At 41.0% G+C, this 20,661-nt stretch carries 16 protein-coding genes and 1 pseudogene; 7 read left to right on the forward strand and 10 right to left on the reverse strand.

Translation table 11 applies throughout. The annotated features are described in order from the left end of the window. Positions 1–7: 7 nt before the first annotated feature. The 4 genes from F957_RS14765 to F957_RS21770 form a co-directional block, all read right to left on the reverse strand. On the reverse strand, positions 8–1,504 hold the full coding sequence (locus F957_RS14765; RefSeq protein ID WP_016540347.1) for a CoA-acylating methylmalonate-semialdehyde dehydrogenase: 1,497 nt from the start codon (positions 1,502–1,504) through the stop codon (positions 8–10). A 35-nt stretch (positions 1,505–1,539) separates the two neighbouring features. Further along, positions 1,540–2,703, reverse strand: coding sequence for an iron-containing alcohol dehydrogenase (locus tag F957_RS14760; protein WP_016660225.1), 1,164 nt, complete (start codon positions 2,701–2,703; stop codon positions 1,540–1,542). A 37-nt stretch (positions 2,704–2,740) separates the two neighbouring features. Then, positions 2,741–4,132 (reverse strand): GntP family permease, encoded by a 1,392-nt coding sequence (locus F957_RS14755; protein WP_016660226.1) that lies wholly within the window; start codon positions 4,130–4,132, stop codon positions 2,741–2,743. Between the two features lie 438 nt (positions 4,133–4,570). Beyond that, positions 4,571–4,804 carry a hypothetical protein gene (locus tag F957_RS21770; protein ID WP_016540344.1) on the reverse strand — a complete coding sequence of 78 codons (234 nt, stop codon included), beginning with the start codon at positions 4,802–4,804 and terminating at the stop codon, positions 4,571–4,573. Between the two features lie 469 nt (positions 4,805–5,273). Here F957_RS21770 and hppD point away from each other — a divergent pair, with 469 nt between their 5' ends. Beyond that, a complete protein-coding gene (gene hppD, locus F957_RS14745) occupies positions 5,274–6,329 on the forward strand; it encodes a 4-hydroxyphenylpyruvate dioxygenase (RefSeq protein ID WP_016163504.1) in 1,056 nt (351 codons plus the stop codon). Positions 6,330–6,394: 65 nt separating this feature from the next. Here the strand turns inward: hppD and F957_RS14740 are convergent, their stop codons facing one another. The 4 genes from F957_RS14740 to fahA form a co-directional block, all read right to left on the reverse strand. Further along, positions 6,395–7,174 carry an IclR family transcriptional regulator gene (locus F957_RS14740; protein WP_016540343.1) on the reverse strand — a complete coding sequence of 260 codons (780 nt, stop codon included), beginning with the start codon at positions 7,172–7,174 and terminating at the stop codon, positions 6,395–6,397. A 283-nt stretch (positions 7,175–7,457) separates the two neighbouring features. Further along, positions 7,458–8,006, reverse strand: a complete 549-nt coding sequence (locus F957_RS14735) for a VOC family protein (protein ID WP_004653219.1) — start codon at positions 8,004–8,006, stop codon at positions 7,458–7,460. Positions 8,007–8,025: 19 nt separating this feature from the next. After that, positions 8,026–8,658, reverse strand: coding sequence for a maleylacetoacetate isomerase (gene maiA, locus F957_RS14730; RefSeq protein WP_016540342.1), 633 nt, complete (start codon positions 8,656–8,658; stop codon positions 8,026–8,028). Beyond that, a complete protein-coding gene (gene fahA, locus F957_RS14725; RefSeq protein ID WP_016540341.1) occupies positions 8,645–9,949 on the reverse strand; it encodes a fumarylacetoacetase in 1,305 nt (434 codons plus the stop codon). The genes maiA and fahA overlap by 14 nt, the downstream gene beginning before the upstream one ends. 356 nt (positions 9,950–10,305) lie before the next feature. On the opposite strand from fahA, the gene F957_RS14720 reads away from it, so the two are divergent. Both F957_RS14720 and F957_RS14715 read left to right on the forward strand, forming a co-directional pair. Then, positions 10,306–11,694 carry an amino acid permease gene (locus F957_RS14720; protein ID WP_004807561.1) on the forward strand — a complete coding sequence of 463 codons (1,389 nt, stop codon included), beginning with the start codon at positions 10,306–10,308 and terminating at the stop codon, positions 11,692–11,694. Between the two features lie 295 nt (positions 11,695–11,989). Next, complete coding sequence (locus tag F957_RS14715) at positions 11,990–12,910, forward strand: LysR substrate-binding domain-containing protein (protein ID WP_016540340.1); 921 nt, start codon at positions 11,990–11,992, stop codon at positions 12,908–12,910. 84 nt (positions 12,911–12,994) lie between these two features. Here the strand turns inward: F957_RS14715 and F957_RS14710 are convergent, their stop codons facing one another. Both F957_RS14710 and F957_RS14705 read right to left on the reverse strand, forming a co-directional pair. Further along, on the reverse strand, positions 12,995–14,293 hold the full coding sequence (locus tag F957_RS14710; protein WP_016540339.1) for a M24 family metallopeptidase: 1,299 nt from the start codon (positions 14,291–14,293) through the stop codon (positions 12,995–12,997). 166 nt (positions 14,294–14,459) lie between these two features. After that, positions 14,460–16,124, reverse strand: coding sequence for a BCCT family transporter (locus F957_RS14705; protein ID WP_016660227.1), 1,665 nt, complete (start codon positions 16,122–16,124; stop codon positions 14,460–14,462). A 524-nt stretch (positions 16,125–16,648) separates the two neighbouring features. On the opposite strand from F957_RS14705, the gene F957_RS14700 reads away from it, so the two are divergent. From F957_RS14700 to F957_RS14690, 4 genes and pseudogenes are all read left to right on the forward strand, one after another. Then, positions 16,649–17,839 (forward strand): aromatic ring-hydroxylating oxygenase subunit alpha, encoded by a 1,191-nt coding sequence (locus F957_RS14700; protein ID WP_016540337.1) that lies wholly within the window; start codon positions 16,649–16,651, stop codon positions 17,837–17,839. A 1-nt stretch (position 17,840) separates the two neighbouring features. Then, positions 17,841–19,271, forward strand: a complete 1,431-nt coding sequence (locus F957_RS14695; RefSeq protein ID WP_016540336.1) for an aldehyde dehydrogenase family protein — start codon at positions 17,841–17,843, stop codon at positions 19,269–19,271. 27 nt (positions 19,272–19,298) lie between these two features. Beyond that, positions 19,299–19,460: pseudogene (locus F957_RS21855) on the forward strand (rubredoxin); the annotation flags it as partial. Next, positions 19,449–20,651 carry an FAD-dependent oxidoreductase gene (locus F957_RS14690; protein ID WP_228129625.1) on the forward strand — a complete coding sequence of 401 codons (1,203 nt, stop codon included), beginning with the start codon at positions 19,449–19,451 and terminating at the stop codon, positions 20,649–20,651. The pseudogene F957_RS21855 and the gene F957_RS14690, both read left to right, overlap by 12 nt. Positions 20,652–20,661: the final 10 nt, after the last annotated feature.

Raw genomic sequence — 20,661 nt, forward strand, 5'->3', positions numbered from 1 at the left:
GAATAAATTAGTTGAGTGTCGGCATTGAAAATTGTGCCCCTTCACGGACATTGGTGCTCGGCCAGCGTTGAGTAATGGTTTTACGACGCGTATAGAAACGGGCACCATCTGGCCCATAGGCATGTAGATCACCAAACAGCGAACGCTTCCAACCGCCAAAGCTATGATAAGCCACAGGTACTGGAAGTGGGATATTAATGCCGACCATCCCCACTTTAATGTTGTCGCTAAAATAGCGCGCAGCCTCACCATCACGCGTATAGATACAAGTGCCATTTCCATATTCATGGCTGTCAATCAGATCCATGGCTTCTTGCATGGTTTTTACACGAATAACTTGCAGTACGGGACCAAAGATTTCTTCTTTATAGCTGGTCATATTCGGTGTGACTTGATCAATGAGTGTCGCACCCACATAAAAACCATTTTCATAACCTTCAGGCGCTGCATTGCGTCCATCGACGATCACGCTGGCGCCTTGTTGTTCTGCACTATCAATATAGTTGACGACTTTGGCTTTATGTTGCGCGGTAATCACTGGACCAAAATCATTGTCTTTATTTGAGTATGGGCCATATTTGAGCAAATCGATTTCTTTGGATAGTTTTGCGATCATTTGATCAGCAATGTCATCACCGACAGCGACTGCGACAGAAAGGGCCATGCAGCGTTCGCCCGATGAACCAAAGGCTGCACCTAATAAAGAACTGACCACATTATCTAAATCTGCATCGGGCATGACAATGGCATGGTTTTTTGCACCTCCCAAGGCCTGACAGCGTTTACCTGCTGCAGTTGCGGTTTGATAGATATATTCTGCAATGGGTGTGGATCCCACGAAGCTAACCGCTTGAACACGTGGATCATGCAGTAGCGTATCGACTGCTTCTTTATCTCCATTAACGACATTCATTACACCATCAGGCAGTCCCGCTTGTTTGAGCAGTTGAGCAATAAATAATGTGGAGGATGGATCACGCTCGGAAGGTTTCAGCACAAAAGTATTTCCACATACAATGGCCATGGGGAACATCCAAAGTGGAACCATAACTGGAAAGTTAAATGGGGTAATTCCTGCAACAACACCTAAAGGCTGAAACTCACTCCATGAATCGATTGCGGGTCCGACATTTTTACTAAATTCACCTTTTAGAAACTCGGGTGCGCCACAGGCATATTCAACATTCTCAATGCCACGTTGTAACTCTCCTGCGGCATCATGTACGATTTTGCCATGTTCTTCACCAATCAACTGGCAGATTTTTTCAGCATTTTGTTCAAGTAATTCCTTAAATTTAAACATGACGCGCGCACGTTTAATTACAGGGGTATTGCGCCATTCTGGAAAAGCCGCTTCTGCGGCAGCAATTGCTTCTTCTACAGTTGCTTTGCCAGCAAGCGCAACCTCTTTGACTTGTATGCCTAATGATGGGTTGTAAACAGCTTGCGTACGTGCATGCGTTGTATGGATTGCACCATTAATAAAATGTCCAATAAGTTCCATGTGAATTTATCCTCTGTTATAAAAAATGAAAGCTTTTATGCTGACCAAAGTTGTTGATACAAGCTGACCATTTGCTCAATTGTCGGCACGATAGGGTTATTGGATGGTGAGCCAGAGGCCAGTGCCTGCTTGGCCATGGTCTGAACGACCTCATCAAAATAGTGTTTGTCGACCCCAAACTCAGCCAATGTGGGGACTTTTAAATCTTGATTAATCGCGATTAAGGTTTTGATGAGCTTTTGATTGGCGATCTCAATCGAATCATCTGCATGTGCACAGCCGATTGCCTTGGCACAGTCGGCGTAACGTTCTGGCGCTGCTTGGATTGAAAACTCAGTGATGAGGGGGAGTAACATTGCATTGGATAGTCCATGCGGAACATGGAAAAAAGCACCAATGGGGCGGCTCATACCATGCACCAAGGCAACAGAGGCGTTTGAAAAAGCAATCCCTGCCAAAGTCGAACCGAGCATCATTTTTTCACGTGCTCGCTCATTGCTGGGTTGGTGATAAACGATCTGTAAATTTGGACCAATCAGTTTCATCGCTGCGAGTGCTTGCGCATCACTATATGGACTGGCTTTCTTACTGACATACGCTTCAATGGCATGGGTAAGCGCATCAATACCTGTATCTGCAGTGGTGCGTGGGGGCAGTGAAATGGTAAGTTCGTAGTCGATGATTGCTGCGATTGGCAGAAAACCAAGCCCAGCACACAGCATTTTCTCATTGGTTTTGTCATTGGTAATGATGGTAAACCGTGTGCATTCAGATCCTGTTCCTGCGGTGGTTGGAATGGCAATGATAGGCAGACCGAGTTCATTGACTTGTCTAGGAAATTTATAATCTGAAATCTCCCCACCATGTTTACTCAAGATACTAATCGCTTTGGCACTATCAATCGGGCTGCCACCACCAATTGCAATAATGGCATCATACTGCTGTGCCTGAATATATTTCACACCTGCTTCGATGGAACTAGAGGTCGGCTCTGGAATGGTTTCAGCAAAATAGTCACTGTCTATATTCGCTGCTTTTAGCAGGTCTTGAATTTGCGTGATATAGCCAAGTGAAACCATCATTTTATCGGTAATAATGAGTGGCTTGTTTGCACCTAAGCTTTCTAAAATCATCGGAAGCTTAGCCCGCGCATTTTTTCCAATTTCCATAATCCTTGGAAGGTGAGTTGAAAATGACATTTTTAATTCTCCGTATTAACGTCAAAATTGATTGTTTTTAGAAAGAACCGAATACTGTTCCTAGCGTGATCACACCACTGAGCGCAATCAATGGAATGATGACGGCGACAATGAACATGTCGTAATAAGATTGTTTATGGGTTAAACCACACAAGGTAATAATGGTAATGACCGCACCATTGTGAGGAAGGGAATCCAGTGCGCCAGAAGCCATAGAGGCAACGCGATGCATCAGTTCGAGTGAAATACCATGTTGCAAGGCCAAATCCTTATAGGTTTCTCCCATGGTATTCAGCGCAATACTCAAACCACCTGAGGCAGAGCCCGTGATACCTGCTAATACATTAATCACGATGGCTTCTGAAATAAGCGGATTGTTGGGTGCAATGCCGACAAGAAAGTCACGTAAGATGATAAAGCCAGCCAAAGACGCAATGACCGAACCATAGCCGACTTCTGAGGCGGTATTAAAAATAGGTAAAAAGGATGACGAGACACCCTGTTGAATTGAATTTTTAATATCGACAATAGACTTCCAGTTCAAAACAATAATGCTTAAACAAGCCAGAACCAATGCACATATGATTGCCCATAATCCAATCACTGAATTGAGCGAAGTATTCCCAAATTGATCCGTGGCTAAATAGGCAGTGTCCAGTGAGGGTAAAATCAGTTTAGTGAGTACTAAGTTGGTCACAATCACAATAAAAATTGGAGCAAATGCGACCATAAGACTTGGCTTGGCAGATATTGAATTCTGCTCAAGATGATTCTCGATATGGTTTCCATATCCTTCATTCCTCAAATCCGTTTTTTTTACCCGTCTATTGAGCCACCACATGCCAGTGATCAAAATAAAGATAGATGCTAAAACACCAAGTCCAGGTGCAGCATAAAGATCGGTATCAAAGAAAGGCATTGGAATTGCATTTTGAATTGCCGGTGTGCCAGGTAATGCGGTCATGGTAAAGGTGAGTGCACCTAGCATAATCGCTGCTGGGATCAGGCGTTTAGGAATACCAAGTTCTTTAAATAATGCCGAGGCAATGGGAAAGACAGCAAAACCAACAACAAAAAGTGAAACGCCTCCATAGGTTAAAATTGCACAAGACAGAACAATAGACAGCATGGCTCTGTGATGTCCGAGTTTTTCAACAAAGAAATTGGCAATGGTTTGTGCAGAGCCAGAATCTTCCATTAATTTTCCAAATACCGCACCTAGTAAAAATAGAGGGAAGTATTTGATGATATAACCGCCTAAACCTGTCATAAACACTTGGGAATAAACCCCAAGGAGTTGATTGCTGAGACCGCTCCATGCGACAGCAAATAATGCCAGTAAGGGTGCAAGTACAATTACGCTAAATCCTTTATATGCTAAATACATCAACAATATTAAGGACAAGACTATTCCGATTAGTCCTACCATTTTATACACCTGTTTTTGTAGTTTTGTATAATGATACGAAACGTATCATTATTAATGTATATAATTTAATCGAGTTGAAGTCAAGCGCTGAAAGTAGCGTGATGTAATTGCGAAGATGGTCGATTTTATAAAATAACTTTCGTGAGATGATGGATAGCAAGCGTAGAGAATATAAAAATCAATTGATCATATTGCTTTTGAGAGTTTTAAATTGCAGGCAGGATTGGTTCTGAAAAAGGGCATTGAAAACCAAGTCCTATAAGAAATTTTTGAGGGAACGTATTTTAAAACTAGGCGGAAGTGAGGGATCAAGACCTTAATGCTGATATGGTCTAATTCAATATTTATTATTCACCCCACAACTTTTAATTGTTGTTTTTGTGGGGTGTCATGCTTTATGAAAGCGTGTAGGTAAAGGCATTTCCCAAACCAGAAAAATTACTCTAGCTCAAGCTGATAGTCATCTTTGGTGACTTTGATTTTAATCTTTTTATACTTTCTTTTATTGGGGTTTAAAGCGGAGTTAGTGACCTCAGCAGCAAAACTCGAATTTCCCATCAAGTCATAATAGGCTTTATAACCAATCAAAATCTTTTGCGGTCTACCACTATGCTCATGACTATAGCTTTCAATGAGTTGAGTTAACTGTTCTAAAATCGAAGTTTGCGTCATGTCTATCTCATTCGCCTACGTAGCTCATAGGCTTAAGCTAATTGAACTTTGTTAAGGAAATAAGACAGGCAGTCTACTCACAATACATTTATTCCTATCAGCTTGAGACCATGGTCTGATTTAGCCAGATAACCAATTCCTCTTTAATAGCGACCTTTCATTGGCAGACTCAAATAGTAATAAAATTACACATAACATAATTTAATTATGTATTGCATAAATTCAGGCTTTCTTGTAGCATGAATTTATAGCTGAGAGCCAAGATCAAGAATCATGATTTCTTCATTTGGCTGACTTATGGACGGAAAGGGCTTTAACACGGATGCTTTTACATACCAATAAAAACACCGGTCGCCTTTTCTGATAACGCATGTATAGGTTGATGCTTTTAGATAGCGATTAAGCAATTGAAGAATAAGACCTATACAGAGCATTAAACGGATGAATTTATCTAAATAAGGGAAACTAGATGGACATTTTAGATAACCCATTAGAATTATGTGGTTTTGCTTTTATTGAATTTGTTTCGACGGAAAACGGATTAGATCAAATCTTTGAGACCATCGGTTTTTCTAAAGTCGCAAAGCATAAGTCTAAAAAAGTTTATTTATGGCGTCAGGGTAATATCAATATTATTTTGAACTACCAGCCTGAGTCTTATGCTTCATTCTTCTTTAAAGAACATGGTCCTTCAGCCTGTGCAATGGGTTTTAGAACCCGCGATGCAGCCAAAGCATTTACTAAAGCAGTGGAGCTTGGTGCAGAGCCGATGTACTCTCAAGCTGGGCCAATGGAACTCAATATCCCAGCGATTAAAGGGATTGGTGGCATGCCAATTTTCCTTGTGGATCGTGATATCTATGAAAATGACTTCGTTTTCTTTGATGATGCGGACAGAAATCCTAAAGGCGCAGGCCTGAACGAAATCGACCATTTAACTCATAACGTCTATAAAGGGCGTATGGAATATTGGGCGAACTTCTATGAAAAAATCTTTAATTTCCAAGAAATCCGCTACTTTGATATCAAAGGCGAATATACGGGTTTAACCTCGAAAGCCTTGACTGCACCAGATGGCATGATTCGTATTCCATTGAATGAAGATTCAGACAAAGGCAACGGTCAAATCGCAGAGTTCTTGGCAGATTTCAATGGTGAAGGCATTCAGCATATCGCGTTTATTACCGATGACTTGCTTTCAACTTGGGACAAGTTAAAAGGGATCGGCATGCAGTTTATGACAGCGCCGCCTGAGACCTATTATGAAATGTTGAAAGAGCGCTTACCGAATCATGGTGAGCCAACAGAAGAACTGCAAAAACGCGGTATCTTGTTGGATGGCAATACCAAAGATGGTCAGAAAAAACTGTTGTTGCAGATTTTCTCGCAAAACATGCTTGGGCCAGTGTTCTTTGAATTTATTCAACGTAAAGATGATGATGGTTTTGGTGAAGGGAACTTCAAGGCACTGTTTGAATCCATCGAACGTGACCAGATCCGCCGTGGTGTATTAGAAGCAAAGTAATTGCATTCAAATGAAATAAAAAAGCCAAGAAGTTCGCTTCTTGGCTTTTTTATATGGATGAAACATTAACGGGTTTGAATATATTGATTGATTGCTGCAACTTCACGTTTAAACAGTTCTAAGTTCTCGCTGCCGTCATGAACCGAGAAAAACATTTCACTGTCCAGTGCCACAATACAAAACTCCATTGAATGATGCGCATTAAAGATTGGTAGACCCACCGCATTGATTCCCACCAACAAGTCGCCCTGAGCAATCGACATACCGTGTTGCAATACATGTTCTTTTAATACTAAGAATCCATCCCAATCAGTCGGTTTAATCGGATAATGGTTATGAGCCGCTTTTTCCCATTCCGCTTGCATCAGTGGCTTAATCACGGCTTCAGGCATATAAGAGGCAAACACACGACCCGCTGCGGAATTGACCAAAGGCATGATTGAACCAACCTTGGTCACGATTGAAATCGGATGGTTGGATTCAATTGATTGCACCACTAAAGGCCCTTTAGGCGACCATTTGCTGATTTGAATACCACAGCCTATCTTGTTTTGTAATTCATAAATCAGGTGCTGAACCAGCTGTAACACATCGGTATGTTGAATACAGTTCAAGCCTAAACGCCATGCTTGATCGCCTAAGGCATACTGACCATCAGTGAGTTGCTTGGCGTAATTCATGCGAATCAGACTGACCAGATAACGGTGTACCTTGGCAGGGTGCATATCCAGTTTGCTGGATAGATCTTTTAATATAATGGGCTTGTTGTGTTCTAAAAGGGCATTCAGTACGGCTAAGCCGACCTCAAGTGATTGAACCCCACCAGATAACTTTTCTTCAATCATTCAATAACCCTTAAGCTGCGCGCATTCACGCAGTATTTGTTGCTGTCAATCATGGACAATTTACATCCAGCACATAATGCCTGAGCATCGGGCAAAATAGAAATCATCTTTTTAAATGTATCAAATCGGCGAATTGCATAAGCATACAATTGTTTTTAGAGAGATTGCACGCTATTTTGCTGAGCCTACTATGCCTTAAAAACATACAAAATGCTTTAAAATTAGACCATAAAAAAAGGCATTAGCATTTTACAACGCTAATGCCAATTTCATGGAACTGGATTTATGCACCAAGTTCATCTTCGTGTAAGAAATGAGTATGGTGCGGTGCACGTTTGGTACGGCTCCACTCATCCAGCATTTCTAATTTCATTTCTTCAGTAATGCGTGCAATCTTGGCATCGGCATGGACATCATTGTAGGTCAATTCCAGACGATGACCATTTGGATCGAAGAAGTAAATCGAATGGAAGATACCATGGTTGGTGACCCCTAATACCTTGACGTCATTGGCTTCCAGATGTGCTTTTGCTGCCATCAGTGCATCTAAATCTTCCACTTCAAAAGCAATGTGCTGCACCCATTGTGGTGTATTTTCATCACGGCCCATATCGGGTTGCGTCGGCAGTTCAAAAAAGGCCAATACATTGCCTTGGCCCGCATCTAAGAATAAATGCATGTACGGATCAAAGGCTTTGGTGGATGGCACATGGTCTTCTGCAAAGGCCAGAATGAAATCCATATGCAGCATTTTTTTGTACCATTCGACGGTTTCTTTGGCATCTTTACAGCGATAAGCCACATGGTGAATTTTTTTAATTGCAAAGCTCATGATAAAACTCCTTTTATCTCTATTCCCAATCTGGTTGTTGTTCTGGTGTGGCATTCAAGAATGCGGGAAGGGTTAAGCAATGTTGATAGATCGACTCAATTTTGGGGAAAGCACTTAAATCAATTTTAAAGCGCTTGGCGTTATAGACTTGAGGAATCAAACAGCAGTCGGCAAAAGTCGGCTGTGAGCCAAAACAGAATTGCCCATTGGAATGCTGTAATTGCATTTCTAAGCTGTGAAAGCCTTCTAAAATCCAATGTCGGTACCACAGTGTTTTTTGCTCGTTACTGATCGCAAGATCATTTTGCAGGTACTTCAACACTCTCAAGTTATTGATTGGATGAATGTCACAGGCAATGCTTTGTGCAAAAGCACGGACTTTGGCACGTTCAACCAGATCTTTAGGTAACAGGGCTTTGGTTGGATAACGTTCTTCAAGATATTCCAAAATGCTGAGCGATTGGGTAAAGGTCTGATCTTGGTCAAGCAGTGTTGGCACCAACTGACTTGGATTCAGTGCACGATAGCTTGCAAGCTGTTGCTCATTTTTAACGAGATGCACGGCTTCAGTTTCATAAGGCAGCGCTTTCAGGTTGAGTGCGATACGCACTCGATAAGCCGCAGAGCTACGAAAGTAACTATACAGTTTCATAGCGTTCGTCCTTTTGTTCATTAAAACGAAAGTGACGTGCTGGTAAAATGGTATTGGCAACTTCACCAAAACCCACGCGAATTCCATCTTTTTCACAGTAGCCTTTCATCACGACACGGTCACCATCTTCCAAGAAGCCACGCTTTTCACCGTTGGAAAGGTTGAGTGGTTTGGTGGTATTCCACGTCAGTTCCAGTAAGCTGCCATAAGAATCTTCGGTTGGGCCTGAAATCGTGCCTGAACCCATTAAATCGCCGACTTGTACATTACAGCCTGCAATGGTGTGGTGGGTTAGTTGCTGTGACATTGACCAATACATATATTTAAAGTTGGTTTGGCAAATCACATCCGCTTGTTCTGAATGAGGTGTCTGCACTTCAACACTGAGGTGGATGTCATAACTATTGGCAGTGTTTTCTTGTAGATAACCCAATGGTTGTGGCTGTTGTTCTGGACCTTTGACTTTAAATGGTTCAAGTGCTTCCATGGTCACCACCCAAGGTGAAATGGCACTGGCAAAGGTTTTGGCATTGAAAGGGCCTAAAGGGACATATTCCCATTGTTGAATATCACGTGCTGACCAATCATTTAACAACACCATGCCAAAGATATGTTCCCATGCGTTTTCAATAGCAATCGGCTCGCCCAATTCAGTTGCTTTACCCACGACAAAAGCGGTCTCGAGTTCAAAGTCGAGTTTACGGGTTGCCGAGAACATAGGACGTTCTTCATTCGGTAATTTGATTTGTCCTGAAGGGCGCACAATGTCTTTACCGCTGACAATCACAGAACTGGCACGACCGTTATAGCCGACAGGCAATTCGCTCCAGTTCGGCAAGAGTGCATTTTTAGGATCTCTAAACATGGTGCCGACATTAGTGGCGTGTTCTTTTGATGAATAGAAGTCGGTATAGCCAGGAACATGAATCGGTAAATGTAAGACCACATCTTCTTGTTTAAACAACACTTGCTGACGTAAATCTGCATCATCACGTAAGCTTGGATTTTCCGCAGACAATAAGTTTTGCAAAGTGCTGCGAACCTTATGCCAATTTTGTTTGCCTGTTTCGATGAATTTATTCAGTGTTGGCTGATTAAAGCAGTTTGCTGTCGTGAGCTGTAATAAGCCTTTTTGCTCTAATGCGGCAAGGTCAAGCACCCATTCACCAATTGCAACGCCGACGCGTTTTTCAGCTTGTGCGGTCTCGCTAAAAATACCGTATGGCAAATTATGTATTGTGAAATCTGATTGGGCATCAATCTCAAGAAAAGAAGTTAAATGATGGGCCATGATTCGCTTTCCTTGTCTTTAATTCTGTTGGTCTAATCTCTTTGTTTAGGGAGTATTTTGATTAAGTAGTTGAAAGATAAATTGATATTTAAGTTTTTATCTGCCAATTCTAGTTTACTTAGAGCAAAAATCCCTGCGTCTTAATTTCTATCATACTGAAAATAATTAATTACGCAATACATAATTTAATTACATTATTCATAATATTTGTTATTTATTGAATTTTCTGTTTATATGCGCGGTTATTCGAAAAGTGAATTAATTATTTTTCGAGTTAGATATAGGCATTTGTGATTAACTTATGATATACGTAATTTTAGACAGAAAAATTACGCGACACGGATGAGAATAATCATATGTCAAAACAGGAGCAAGGAAACCTGAACCCAGGTTTAAGCAATCGGCATATCCAGCTTATTGCGCTAGGTGGTGCGATTGGCACAGGTTTGTTTCTAGGTATCTCACAATCGATTAAGCTGGCTGGCCCATCGGTCATTCTGGGTTATGCGATTGCAGGGCTTATTGCATTTTTAATGATGCGACAGCTAGGTGAAATGGTGGTACAAGAGCCAGTCAGTGGTTCATTTAGCCATTTTGCTTACAAATACTGGGGCTCATTTGCAGGTTTCATGTCAGGTTGGAACTATTGGGTACTCAATGTTCTGGTCTGTATGGCTGAGCTCACAGCGATTGGGTTATATATTCAATATTGGTGGCCTGAAATCCCGACATGGGTTTCAGCATTGGCCTTTTTTATCTTAATTAACGGTATCAACCTTTTGCATGTCAAGTTTTTTGGTGAAATGGAGTTTTGGTTTTCCATCATCAAAATCTTAGCAATCCTGGCCATGATTGGTTTTGGTTCGTATTTACTTGCAACAGGAACGGCAGGGCCACAAGCTGGAATCAGCAACCTTTGGGCATTGGGTGGATTCTTTCCATTTGGTGTAGAGGGTCTAGTGATGGCTATGGCAGTGATCATTTTTGCTTTTGGTGGCATCGAGTTATTTGGTATTACTGCGGCAGAAGCACGTGATCCAGATAAAACCTTGCCAAAAGCAGTGAATCAAATTATCTATCGTATTTTGATTTTCTATATCGCAACGCTTTTCATCTTATTTGCTTTGTTTCCTTGGAACCAAATGGCACAAGGTGGTAGCCCATTCGTGATGGTCTTTGCATCATTAGATAGCCAAGGCGTTGCGACCATGTTGAACTTTGTGATCCTGACCGCAGCAGTTTCGGTTTATAACGGTACAAGTTACTGTAGTAGCCGTATGTTATTGGGCTTGGCTCAACAAGGCAATGCACCTAAGTTCCTTAAGAAAATCAACAAACGTGGTATTCCGACCAATGCTGTTTATGTTTCGGCATTCGTCACTGTACTTTGTGTATTGTTGAACTATGCATTTCCTGAGAAGGCATTTGGTTTGTTAATGATGCTGGTGGTTGCTGCGATTGTGATTAACTGGGTGGTGATTTCATGGACGCATTTAAAATTCCGTAAAGCCATGCAAGCACAAGGGCTAACGACTAAGTTCCCAAGTATTGCTTATCCATTCAGTAACTATCTATGCATTATTTTTATGCTGAGTATTCTGGTGGTGATGTCAATGACTGCAGATATGCGTATCGCGGTCATGATGATTCCTGCATGGATTCTCTGTTTGATGCTGGCCTATTATTTGAAGCAGCGAAAATTGAGAAATGCTCAACCAAGTGTGGCGCTGAATACGGATGCTTAAGTTGTAAATTGATCGTTAAAAAGGGCTGAATTTTCAGCCCTTTTTGTTTTTATGATAGGAAAATTATTTTGAATGAGAAAAACTCATACATCTATTCGTTTTTCTCACTTTTTATTGATTGTTATTTATGAGATTTTATCGAAATTAAAAGAATGAAATAATTTATTACATCGATAATAAGTTAATTGAGCGACATCACAAGGAAGTCTGTTTGAACATTTAGCCACCTTTACTTGAACAAGCTGGCCAAACATAGGTGTTCGACATGGATAGATAGGATAAACAAGGAGCGTCCATGAGAATTAAACCACTACCACCCATGAACAGTTTGATTGTATTTGAGGCGGCAGCACGCCATCTGAGTTTTACTCAGGCAGCAAATGAATTGAATGTAACTCAAGGTGCAATCAGTCGTCAGATTAGGCAACTCGAAGAATATCTAGGGAAGGAGTTATTTGTCCGTGCCAATCGAAATATTGTTTTAACACCGACTGGCTTACAATATTATCAAACGATATACAGTGCTTTACAGGATGTGTCTCAAGCAACCGCCGAAATTAAAAAATGGCAGGGTGAGCATCAGGTGACTGTTGTTACAACCAATGCTATGGCAGCCTTATGGTTATTGCCTAAAGTGGCGAGTTTTCAACAAAACGAAGGCATTGATTTAAGAATATTAACCACCGAAAAGATTCTTGACCTGCATAAAATGGATTGTGACTTAGCTTTATTTTATTGCAAAGTCCCCCCAATCGAGATGAAAGTTACGCCTTTATTCCCTGAAGAAGTATTTCCAGTGTGTAGCCCTGCTTATCTTGCTCAATTTCAAGACAAAAGCCCTGAGCATATCTTTGGGAAGAGTTTGTTGTCTTTGGATGAATCGCAAAAGGATTGGGTAAATTGGGCTGAATGGTTTGCTTTGGTGGGATATCCGATGTTCAAGCCTAGAAGTAGAGTCAATATTAATAATTATCCACTGCTCATTCAGGCTGCCATTAATGGGCAGGGCGTAGCTTTGGCATGGGGATCTTTAGTCGATGATTATTTAGAAAGTGGGGCATTGGTTCGTCCTGTTGAAACCGTATTACGCACTCAAGCTAATTTTTGTATGTTAGAACCTACCGATCGAGGGGTTATTCCTTCTACAGTCAAACAGTTCCGTCATTGGCTTTTAGAGCAGTTGCCAGGACAAGTTGGGCAAAAAGGTTTGAATTAATTTGTATTCGATGGAAAGAGAAAAATTAAAAGAGCTGCGGACTAGTAAATATGATGATCTAACTTTACAGCTCTTTTATACAATCTAATTAATCAGTAGACGTGACTCAAAAGGATATAAGGTCAGGATTTCGGGGCCATTTTCCGTAATCAGAACTTGATTCTCAAGTTTAACGCCTGACCCACCTTGCTTATGTCCCACGTAACTTTCAACACACAGAACCATATTCGCCTCTAGAACACCATCATAACCATAACTTTCCCAAGCTTCTTTAAAGTATATACCAGGTGCTTCATCACATAAGCCTACACCATGGTAAAGAAAGGAATAATGGTTATAGTGATTTGGATCATACTGTAAAGCATTGTGCGTAAGTTCTTTAAAGCTTATACCTGTGCGTAATAATTCGGTATTAAACTGAATTTGATCATATGCCATTTGATAAATATTTTTTTGTTCGGCAGTAGGCGCTTTATCTCCACATAACCATGTCCGAGAAGTATCCACACAAATGCCATAAGCACCGATCAGATCGGTATCAAAACCGACCAGATCACCATTTTGGATAATACGCCCACTACACTCCTGATACCACGGATTGCAGCGTGGGCCTGAGGAGAGCAACCGCGTTTCAATCCATTCGCCACCACGGGCAATATTTTCAGCATGTAAATATGACCATAAGCGCTGTTCTGAAATCCCTGGTTCTAAATGCTCATGCATAATTTTTATTGATGTATCTGTAGCATGGACTGCACAACGCATTGCACTGATTTCGTCTTCACCTTTAATCGCACGTGCAAGTTCCATAATGACTTCACCATTTTGAATACTGAGCCCGAGTTGCTCTAATGCTTTAATACCTTCGTCATTGCACTTATCTATGGCAATTTTTTTATTCCCTTTGCTGTATTGTAAAACCACCTCATATATTTCATTCGCCCATTTTTTTACTTGCTCATCAATTCGAGTTCCAGCACAAAAATAGAACCATGAGATAGAGGGGCGAATGTGTGATATAACCTTGGAATGATCGGCTAAAAAATCACAGTGATCAAACTCCCAGAGGATGACTTCACCTTCAGCGGATATATAGGTATAGCGTCCAGCATTGTGTAACAACCAGACTTGCATGTTGGTTGTACCTGTTGCATAACGGATATTAATAGGATCGTATAATAATATGCCTGCTAGCCCTTGTTGTTTTAATAATTTACAGATGCGATCTAACCGATACTGATGCATGCGGTCGAGATTAGGCATTGTAAGACCAGCCTGATTCCATTCAGATATTGCTAAGTCACCTGGCCCAATTTGATGCATATTTAAATGTTCTGGATGGCGATTAGTAATGCGGTTTTGGTGAGGTTTTTTATTTTTCATTCAATTTCCTTGAATAATATGCTTAGTGATCGCTAATGAGTAAATCATCGCGATCTGCTACTAAGCTGTTTCTTGGATAAGTTCTTAAAGCGCTATTTTAATTTTTTAAGGAGAATCATTTTTAGAATGCTTCTCCTTGCGATGTCCTCGTATCAAACTAAAGAATTTAATCTTTTGGTTCACATGGAGGATGCTTTGCTACAACCGCAATATTGGCAATGTCTTCCTGTTTAAATGCCTTCATTAAGGCAAACATTGAAATGGTGAGGAAAACGATAATTGGAAAGCCAAATAGAATAACAGCGGCTTGAATTGTTTTTAGGCCACCTGCATAGAGTAAACCTAAACTAATTGCGGTAACGAATAGACACCAAATGATTCGAATACGGATCGGTGTATCCTTTTCGGAGCGCGTATCTAGAAAACACAGCACATGAGTACCCGCATCTTGAGAAGTCACGAGATAGGTAATCAGTAACAGACAAGTCGCCATACTGAGGATTGATCCGAATAATCCACTATCTATGGCATTAAATAATTCAAATACAGCAAGTGTATTATCTTGCTGAGTTGCTTTTACAATGGGTCCACCCTTAAATTCAACAGCAGCAGGTGAGATTGTTGATGCTTGAGATACCATCGTGTCTGTAGATGGTGCGATTTGATTTTCAATCAATGCCGTTTGTTGTTCAAAACTTTTACGAACATCTTGTTCAATTTTGAGGGCTGAACCACCAAATACTGCAAACCAAAAGAAAGTCACTAAGGTTGGAACAATCAGCACACCTGAAATGAGTTGGCGAATGGTACGTCCTTTAGAAATTTTGGCAATAAACATCCCTACAAATGGGGCCCATGTTGGCCACCATAACCAGTAGAAAGCGGTCCACCAGTTTTGCCATTCTGAATCTTTTTGGGCATCACTCCATAAACTCATCCCAATAAAGTGCGATGTATAGTTGCCAATGCCTTCGATATATGAATTGGTGATATAGCGTGCAGGGCCGATAAACATCAGAATCAAAATGAGTAGGATAGATAAGATAATATTAACTTCTGAAAGACGGCGCATACCTGTGCCAATACCACGTACAACTGAGAAGGTTGCAATACTCGACAATGAAATCATGAGAATAAATTGAACAGTAACGCTGACTTCTATATCAAAAACTTTATGCAAGCCTGCATTAATCTGTAATACACCGATGGCGAGTGTTTGTGAAATGCCGAAGGTTGTAATAATAATCACAAGTATGTCAACGATATGCCCGATTGGGCCATAAATACGATCGCCAATAATAGGATGCAAAATTGAACGTAATGAAAAGGGTAAGCCTTTGCGAAATGAAAAGTAGGCAATGGCTAAAGCGGCTAAACAATAAATGGACCAGGCGTGTAAACCCCAATGAAAATAGGAAATTTGCATTGCCATACTGGCTGCTTCATCGGTTAAGCCTTTGGTAAAAGGGTTGCTTGCATAGTGGTTCATCGGTTCGGCGACGCCCCAAAACACCAAACCAACTCCCATAGCGCAAGAAAATAGCATGGAGATCCATGCAAAATAGCTATATTCAGGTTGATCTGTATCTTTCCCGATTTTAAGTAAGCCATATCTGCTACACATCACATACAGCAGGAAAAAGCACATTGCCGACACAGAAGACAAAATAAACCACTTCATATTGTGTAATAAAACACTGGATAGATCGGCGAATATTTTTCCCGCGGAATCTGCGAAAACAGCACAAAATATAACGAATGCAACTACAAATACTTTTGAAATTATTGAAACGACTGAATGAGAATCAGTAGCCCCTGTTGTTATACGCATAACTCCTCCTTGGATGCGTTGCAAATAGCTAAAAACTATTAGCTATCAGATGCGAATAATACAGAGTAGTAATGAGGAGGAAGAACACTCAACTGATTTATTCTCATTCATCCGTGAGTTTTAATCATGGGAGATTATGAGAACTCTTGCATAAGTTATTTTTGAGCTGTAATGAATTCGCAATGAAAGTTACTTTTCCTTTTAAAAAGATGAGCGTCGTTAGGCGCAAGCGGGAGAGAATTTATATGAAGAATCCCCCTCATTCTAATAAGGGAATTTCAACAACAATTTTTTATTAATGATGGATCATTCTTCGATTTTTCAAAGAACTCTATTTTTTAATATTTAATTTGATCATAAAAAATAAATCTGAAGAGCATGATTAAAACTCATAGATACCTAGCTAAAAAGTCGTTTGTGAGACAACTCGATATTTAACACAATCTCCAAAGAAATAGCAGAGTGTGCAAATCATCTCAGCGCAGGGAGTTCTGCATTCGTTCAAATATAAGGGAGATCATCAGATGAATAGTCGAGTTAGCCAACAATTAATTACGGTTCAGCAAGTTGATAATGTTTTAAATCCAATTACTGAATCTAATGGTATGCCAAATTTAGCTTATACCAGCAATGAATATTTTAACTTCGAACGCGACAATATTTTAAGTAAAACATGGGTGTGTGTGGGTTTTGCTTCGGATTTACCTAAAAATAGTTATGTAAAGCCCGTGAATTTTATGGGTATGCCATTGGTTATGATGCGTAACCGTGATGGCTTAGTTCAAGTATTTCATAATGTATGCAGCCATCGTGGTATGCAACTGGTACATGATCAAGGTGCGATTGAAGGTGTTATTCGCTGTCCATATCATTCATGGAGTTATGACCTGAATGGTAATTTAAAAGGTACTCCGCATGTCGGTGGAATTGGTCAGCACAAAGATGAACGTTTTAAGTGTGAAAAACATGGTTTAAAGGCACTTCGTTCAGCAATTTGGATGGATATGGTCTTCGTTAATATTTCTGGCGATGCCGCAACATTTGAATCGCATATTGCACCGTTGGTGGAGCGTTGGAAACCTTTCTTAGGTGAAAACGGTTTAGAGCTCATCCGCAGTAGTAAAGTGGGTTCACATTTTGAACTTCCAGTAAAAAGCAATTGGAAGTTGACTGTTGAAAATTATTGCGAAGCTTATCATTTGCCTTGGGTACATCCAGCGCTAAATACTTACTCCAAACTTGAAGATCATTACAACATTATGTTTGAAGATCGCTTTGCAGGTCAGGGTAGTTATAAATATAACCTATCAGCGACAGCAGGCACCCATTTACCAAAATTCCCAACTTGGCCTGAAGAACAATTACGCCATGCAGAATATGTTGCTGTATTTCCAAACGTATTGTTAGGTATTCAAGCTGATCATGCATTTGCCATGATGATTGATCCAATTGCGCCAGAACAGACCATAGAAAGGCTTCGTCTATATTACGTCAGCGATGAGTCTCTAAATGCCAAATATGATGCATGCCGTGAAGCAACATTGGAATCATGGAAGGTAGTTTTTGCTGAAGATGTTTTTGCTGTCGAAAACATGCAGAAAGGTCGTCATTCACCAGGTTTTGGTGGAGGGGTTTTTTCTCCTGAAATGGATTTACCAACACACTTTTTTCAAAAGTGGTTAGCAACTCAGGCCAAAGCTGCGTTGGAGGCATAACATGCAACATTACCTGAACTATGTGAATGGTCAGTGGCGAGATGCTGCACGCCAATTTGAGGTGATCAACCCTGCAACAGCTCATGTTTTTGCAACCGTAGCACGTGCAAGTATCGAAGATGCAGACGCAGCAATGGCTGCGGCTAGAGGTTGTGTAAACAGTGGTGCACTAATTGATGTACGTCCTGCACAACGTACAACTTGGATGTTAAAAGCAGCAGAAGCAATTCGTGAAATTGCAGAAGAGGGCGCATTAATCCTATGTCGTGAAAACGGTAAAAATGTTGATACGGCACGTGAAGAATTCGATGAAGCAGCTCGTTATTTTGAATACTACGCAGGTATGGCAGATAAAATTGAAGGAATCTCAGTCCCTTTAGGTAAAGATTATATTGATTTCACTTCGTATATTCCAATGGGTGTATCGGTTCAGATCGTACCTTGGAACTTTCCTGTTTCGATCTGTGCACGTTCACTTGCACCAGCTTTAGCAGCTGGTAATGCCGTGGTGATCAAGTCACCCGAAGTTTCGCCTTTAGGAATGGTTTTACTCATCAAAGCCATTGAGCAAGCTGGTTTTCCACAAGGTGCAGTGAACTTACTGTGCGGTAAAGGCTCCGAAGTGGGTACTCATTTGGTTAAACACCAAGAGACCAATCAGATTGTATTCACGGGTTCCGTTGCAACAGGCCAACACATTTTGAAAGATGCGGCTGAACGTGCAACACCTGCTGTAATGGAGTTAGGTGGTAAGTCAGCGGCTATCGCTTTTGCAGATGTTGATTTAGAACAGTTACTGCGTAGTGTTAAAGTCGGAATTTTTTATAACTCAGGGCAAGTCTGCTCAGCAATGTCACGGTTATTAGTACACCGTAGTCGCTATGAAGAAGTTAAAGCAGCGGTCGTTAATCTTGCAGAAAGCCTAACAATAGGAATTGGTGAAAGTAATGCCGAACTTACACCAGTTGTTTCTAAAGATCAGCAGCAACAGATTCTTGCCATGATTGATAAAGCGCGTGAAGAAGGTGCAAAAATCTTAACAGGTGGTAGAGCAGCAGATCTAGACGGCTATTTTGTCTTACCTACGATTATTGAAGCAAAAGATGACATGTCGATTGCTCAGGAAGAAGTGTTTGGTCCAGTCATGGTGATCATGCCTTTTGATGATGAAGACCAAGCAGTTGCAATTGCTAATGGCACGGACTTCGGTCTTGTTGCTGGTGTGTTTGGTGAAAATCTAAATCAAACACTTCGAGTTGCAAATCGTCTTATTGCTGGTCAGGTCTTTATTAACGAATGGTTTGCAGGTGGTATTGAAACACCGTTTGGTGGCGTGGGCTTATCAGGTTTTGGTCGTGAAAAAGGGCAGGAAGCCATCTACAGTTATGTTCAGACTCGTAACATCGGTATTCGTTTGAGACATAGCGTGTAATGTGTAAGAAATAAGGAAATAGACAAGATGAGAAAGTGGTTATGTATTGTCTGTGGCTGGATCTATGATGAAGCGAAAGGCTGGCCTGATGATGGGATAGCACCAGGAACGAAGTGGGAAGATGTTCCTGATGACTGGATGTGTCCAGAATGTCAGGTGGGTAAAGCTGATTTTGAAATGCTCGATATCACAGATGTTGAGGAGGACGAAATCCCTCAAGTAGCAGCTGCATTGATTGAGCCCGTGGTGATTATTGGTAGCGGTCATGCGGGTTATCAATTGGCTTCTGCTTTGCGTGCCAAATCTGCAGACTTGTCTATTACCGTATTTACTGCTGATGATGGTGCTTTATATAGCAAACCCGCATTATCGAATGCTTTGGCATTAGGTAAAGATGGCGATAGTTTAGTTCGTGAATCTGTTCTGAGCTGGGAACAACGTTTAAATATCCGCGTTTATCCACATACCAAAGTGACTCATATTGATCGGGAAAATAAAAAGCTTCAAACCACAATTGGTAATTATCCTTACGGCAGACTCGTACTTGCTACAGGTGCAACACCAGTTGTCATTCCGATTGATGGCGATTCTACGGCAACTATAAGCGTAAATGACCTCGCGGATTATTGCCGTTTTCGTCAGCAATTATCAAATAAACAACATGTCACAATTCTTGGAGATGGTCTGATTGGTTGTGAGTTCGCTAATGATTTAGCTGCACACGGTGTCAAAGTTACCGTTGTTGGGCTAGGTAAATGGGCGATGGAACGTCTTATTCCAGAACCTTTAGGTCATGCACTACAAAATGCACTAAGCGAGTTAGGCGTAGAGTGGAAATTACAAAATAGTATCCGTTCTATTCAATCAGCTAATGGTCATTACCAATTAACTCTCCAGGATGGTCAATCCGTTGAAACTGACTTGGTATTAAGTGCAGTCGGTTTAAGACCAAATATTGCACTTGCTCAAGCCGCTGGCCTAGAAACAGCACGCGGAATCTGTACGGGACTAGATCACCGCAGTAGCGATCCTACGATTTTTGCTTTGGGTGATTGTGCGGAAGTGAATGGTCAGTGGGCGCCTTATATCAATCCAATCACGCAAGCCTTACCTGCTTTAGTGAATAATCTTTTAGGTCAGTCAACGGCTGCGGATTTGAAATCAACACCTGTTTTAGTAAAAACACCAATTTTGCCGCTCTCTGTTTTACCTGCAATGGGGACAGGTGAGTGGAGAGTGGAACAACATGACGGAGAGTTTGCTGCTGGTTTCTACAATGAACAAGGCAGGTTAACAGGCTTTGCCTTACTCGGTCGTCAATTACAACATCATCGTAGTGAATGGCTAGAGAAACTAGATTCGTGTTCATCCACAGTTTAAGTTAAAGGAA

This window comes from Acinetobacter gyllenbergii CIP 110306 = MTCC 11365 (assembly GCF_000413855.1).
Taxonomy (GTDB): domain Bacteria; phylum Pseudomonadota; class Gammaproteobacteria; order Pseudomonadales; family Moraxellaceae; genus Acinetobacter; species Acinetobacter gyllenbergii.

Bases quoted from the DNA above. Each gene is read 5' to 3' on its own strand.
- F957_RS14765 (WP_016540347.1), bottom strand. From the start codon at position 1,504: ATGGAACTTATTGGACATTTTATTAATGGTGCAATCCATACAACGCAT.
- F957_RS14760 (WP_016660225.1), bottom strand. From the start codon at position 2,703: ATGTCATTTTCAACTCACCTTCCAAGGATTATGGAAATTGGAAAAAAT.
- F957_RS14755 (WP_016660226.1), bottom strand. From the start codon at position 4,132: ATGGTAGGACTAATCGGAATAGTCTTGTCCTTAATATTGTTGATGTAT.
- F957_RS21770 (WP_016540344.1), bottom strand. From the start codon at position 4,804: ATGACGCAAACTTCGATTTTAGAACAGTTAACTCAACTCATTGAAAGC.
- hppD (WP_016163504.1), top strand. From the start codon at position 5,274: ATGGACATTTTAGATAACCCATTAGAATTATGTGGTTTTGCTTTTATT.
- F957_RS14740 (WP_016540343.1), bottom strand. From the start codon at position 7,174: ATGATTGAAGAAAAGTTATCTGGTGGGGTTCAATCACTTGAGGTCGGC.
- F957_RS14735 (WP_004653219.1), bottom strand. From the start codon at position 8,006: ATGAGCTTTGCAATTAAAAAAATTCACCATGTGGCTTATCGCTGTAAA.
- maiA (WP_016540342.1), bottom strand. From the start codon at position 8,658: ATGAAACTGTATAGTTACTTTCGTAGCTCTGCGGCTTATCGAGTGCGT.
- fahA (WP_016540341.1), bottom strand. From the start codon at position 9,949: ATGGCCCATCATTTAACTTCTTTTCTTGAGATTGATGCCCAATCAGAT.
- F957_RS14720 (WP_004807561.1), top strand. From the start codon at position 10,306: ATGTCAAAACAGGAGCAAGGAAACCTGAACCCAGGTTTAAGCAATCGG.
- F957_RS14715 (WP_016540340.1), top strand. From the start codon at position 11,990: ATGAGAATTAAACCACTACCACCCATGAACAGTTTGATTGTATTTGAG.
- F957_RS14710 (WP_016540339.1), bottom strand. From the start codon at position 14,293: ATGAAAAATAAAAAACCTCACCAAAACCGCATTACTAATCGCCATCCA.
- F957_RS14705 (WP_016660227.1), bottom strand. From the start codon at position 16,124: ATGCGTATAACAACAGGGGCTACTGATTCTCATTCAGTCGTTTCAATA.
- F957_RS14700 (WP_016540337.1), top strand. From the start codon at position 16,649: ATGAATAGTCGAGTTAGCCAACAATTAATTACGGTTCAGCAAGTTGAT.
- F957_RS14695 (WP_016540336.1), top strand. From the start codon at position 17,841: ATGCAACATTACCTGAACTATGTGAATGGTCAGTGGCGAGATGCTGCA.
- F957_RS14690 (WP_228129625.1), top strand. From the start codon at position 19,449: ATGCTCGATATCACAGATGTTGAGGAGGACGAAATCCCTCAAGTAGCA.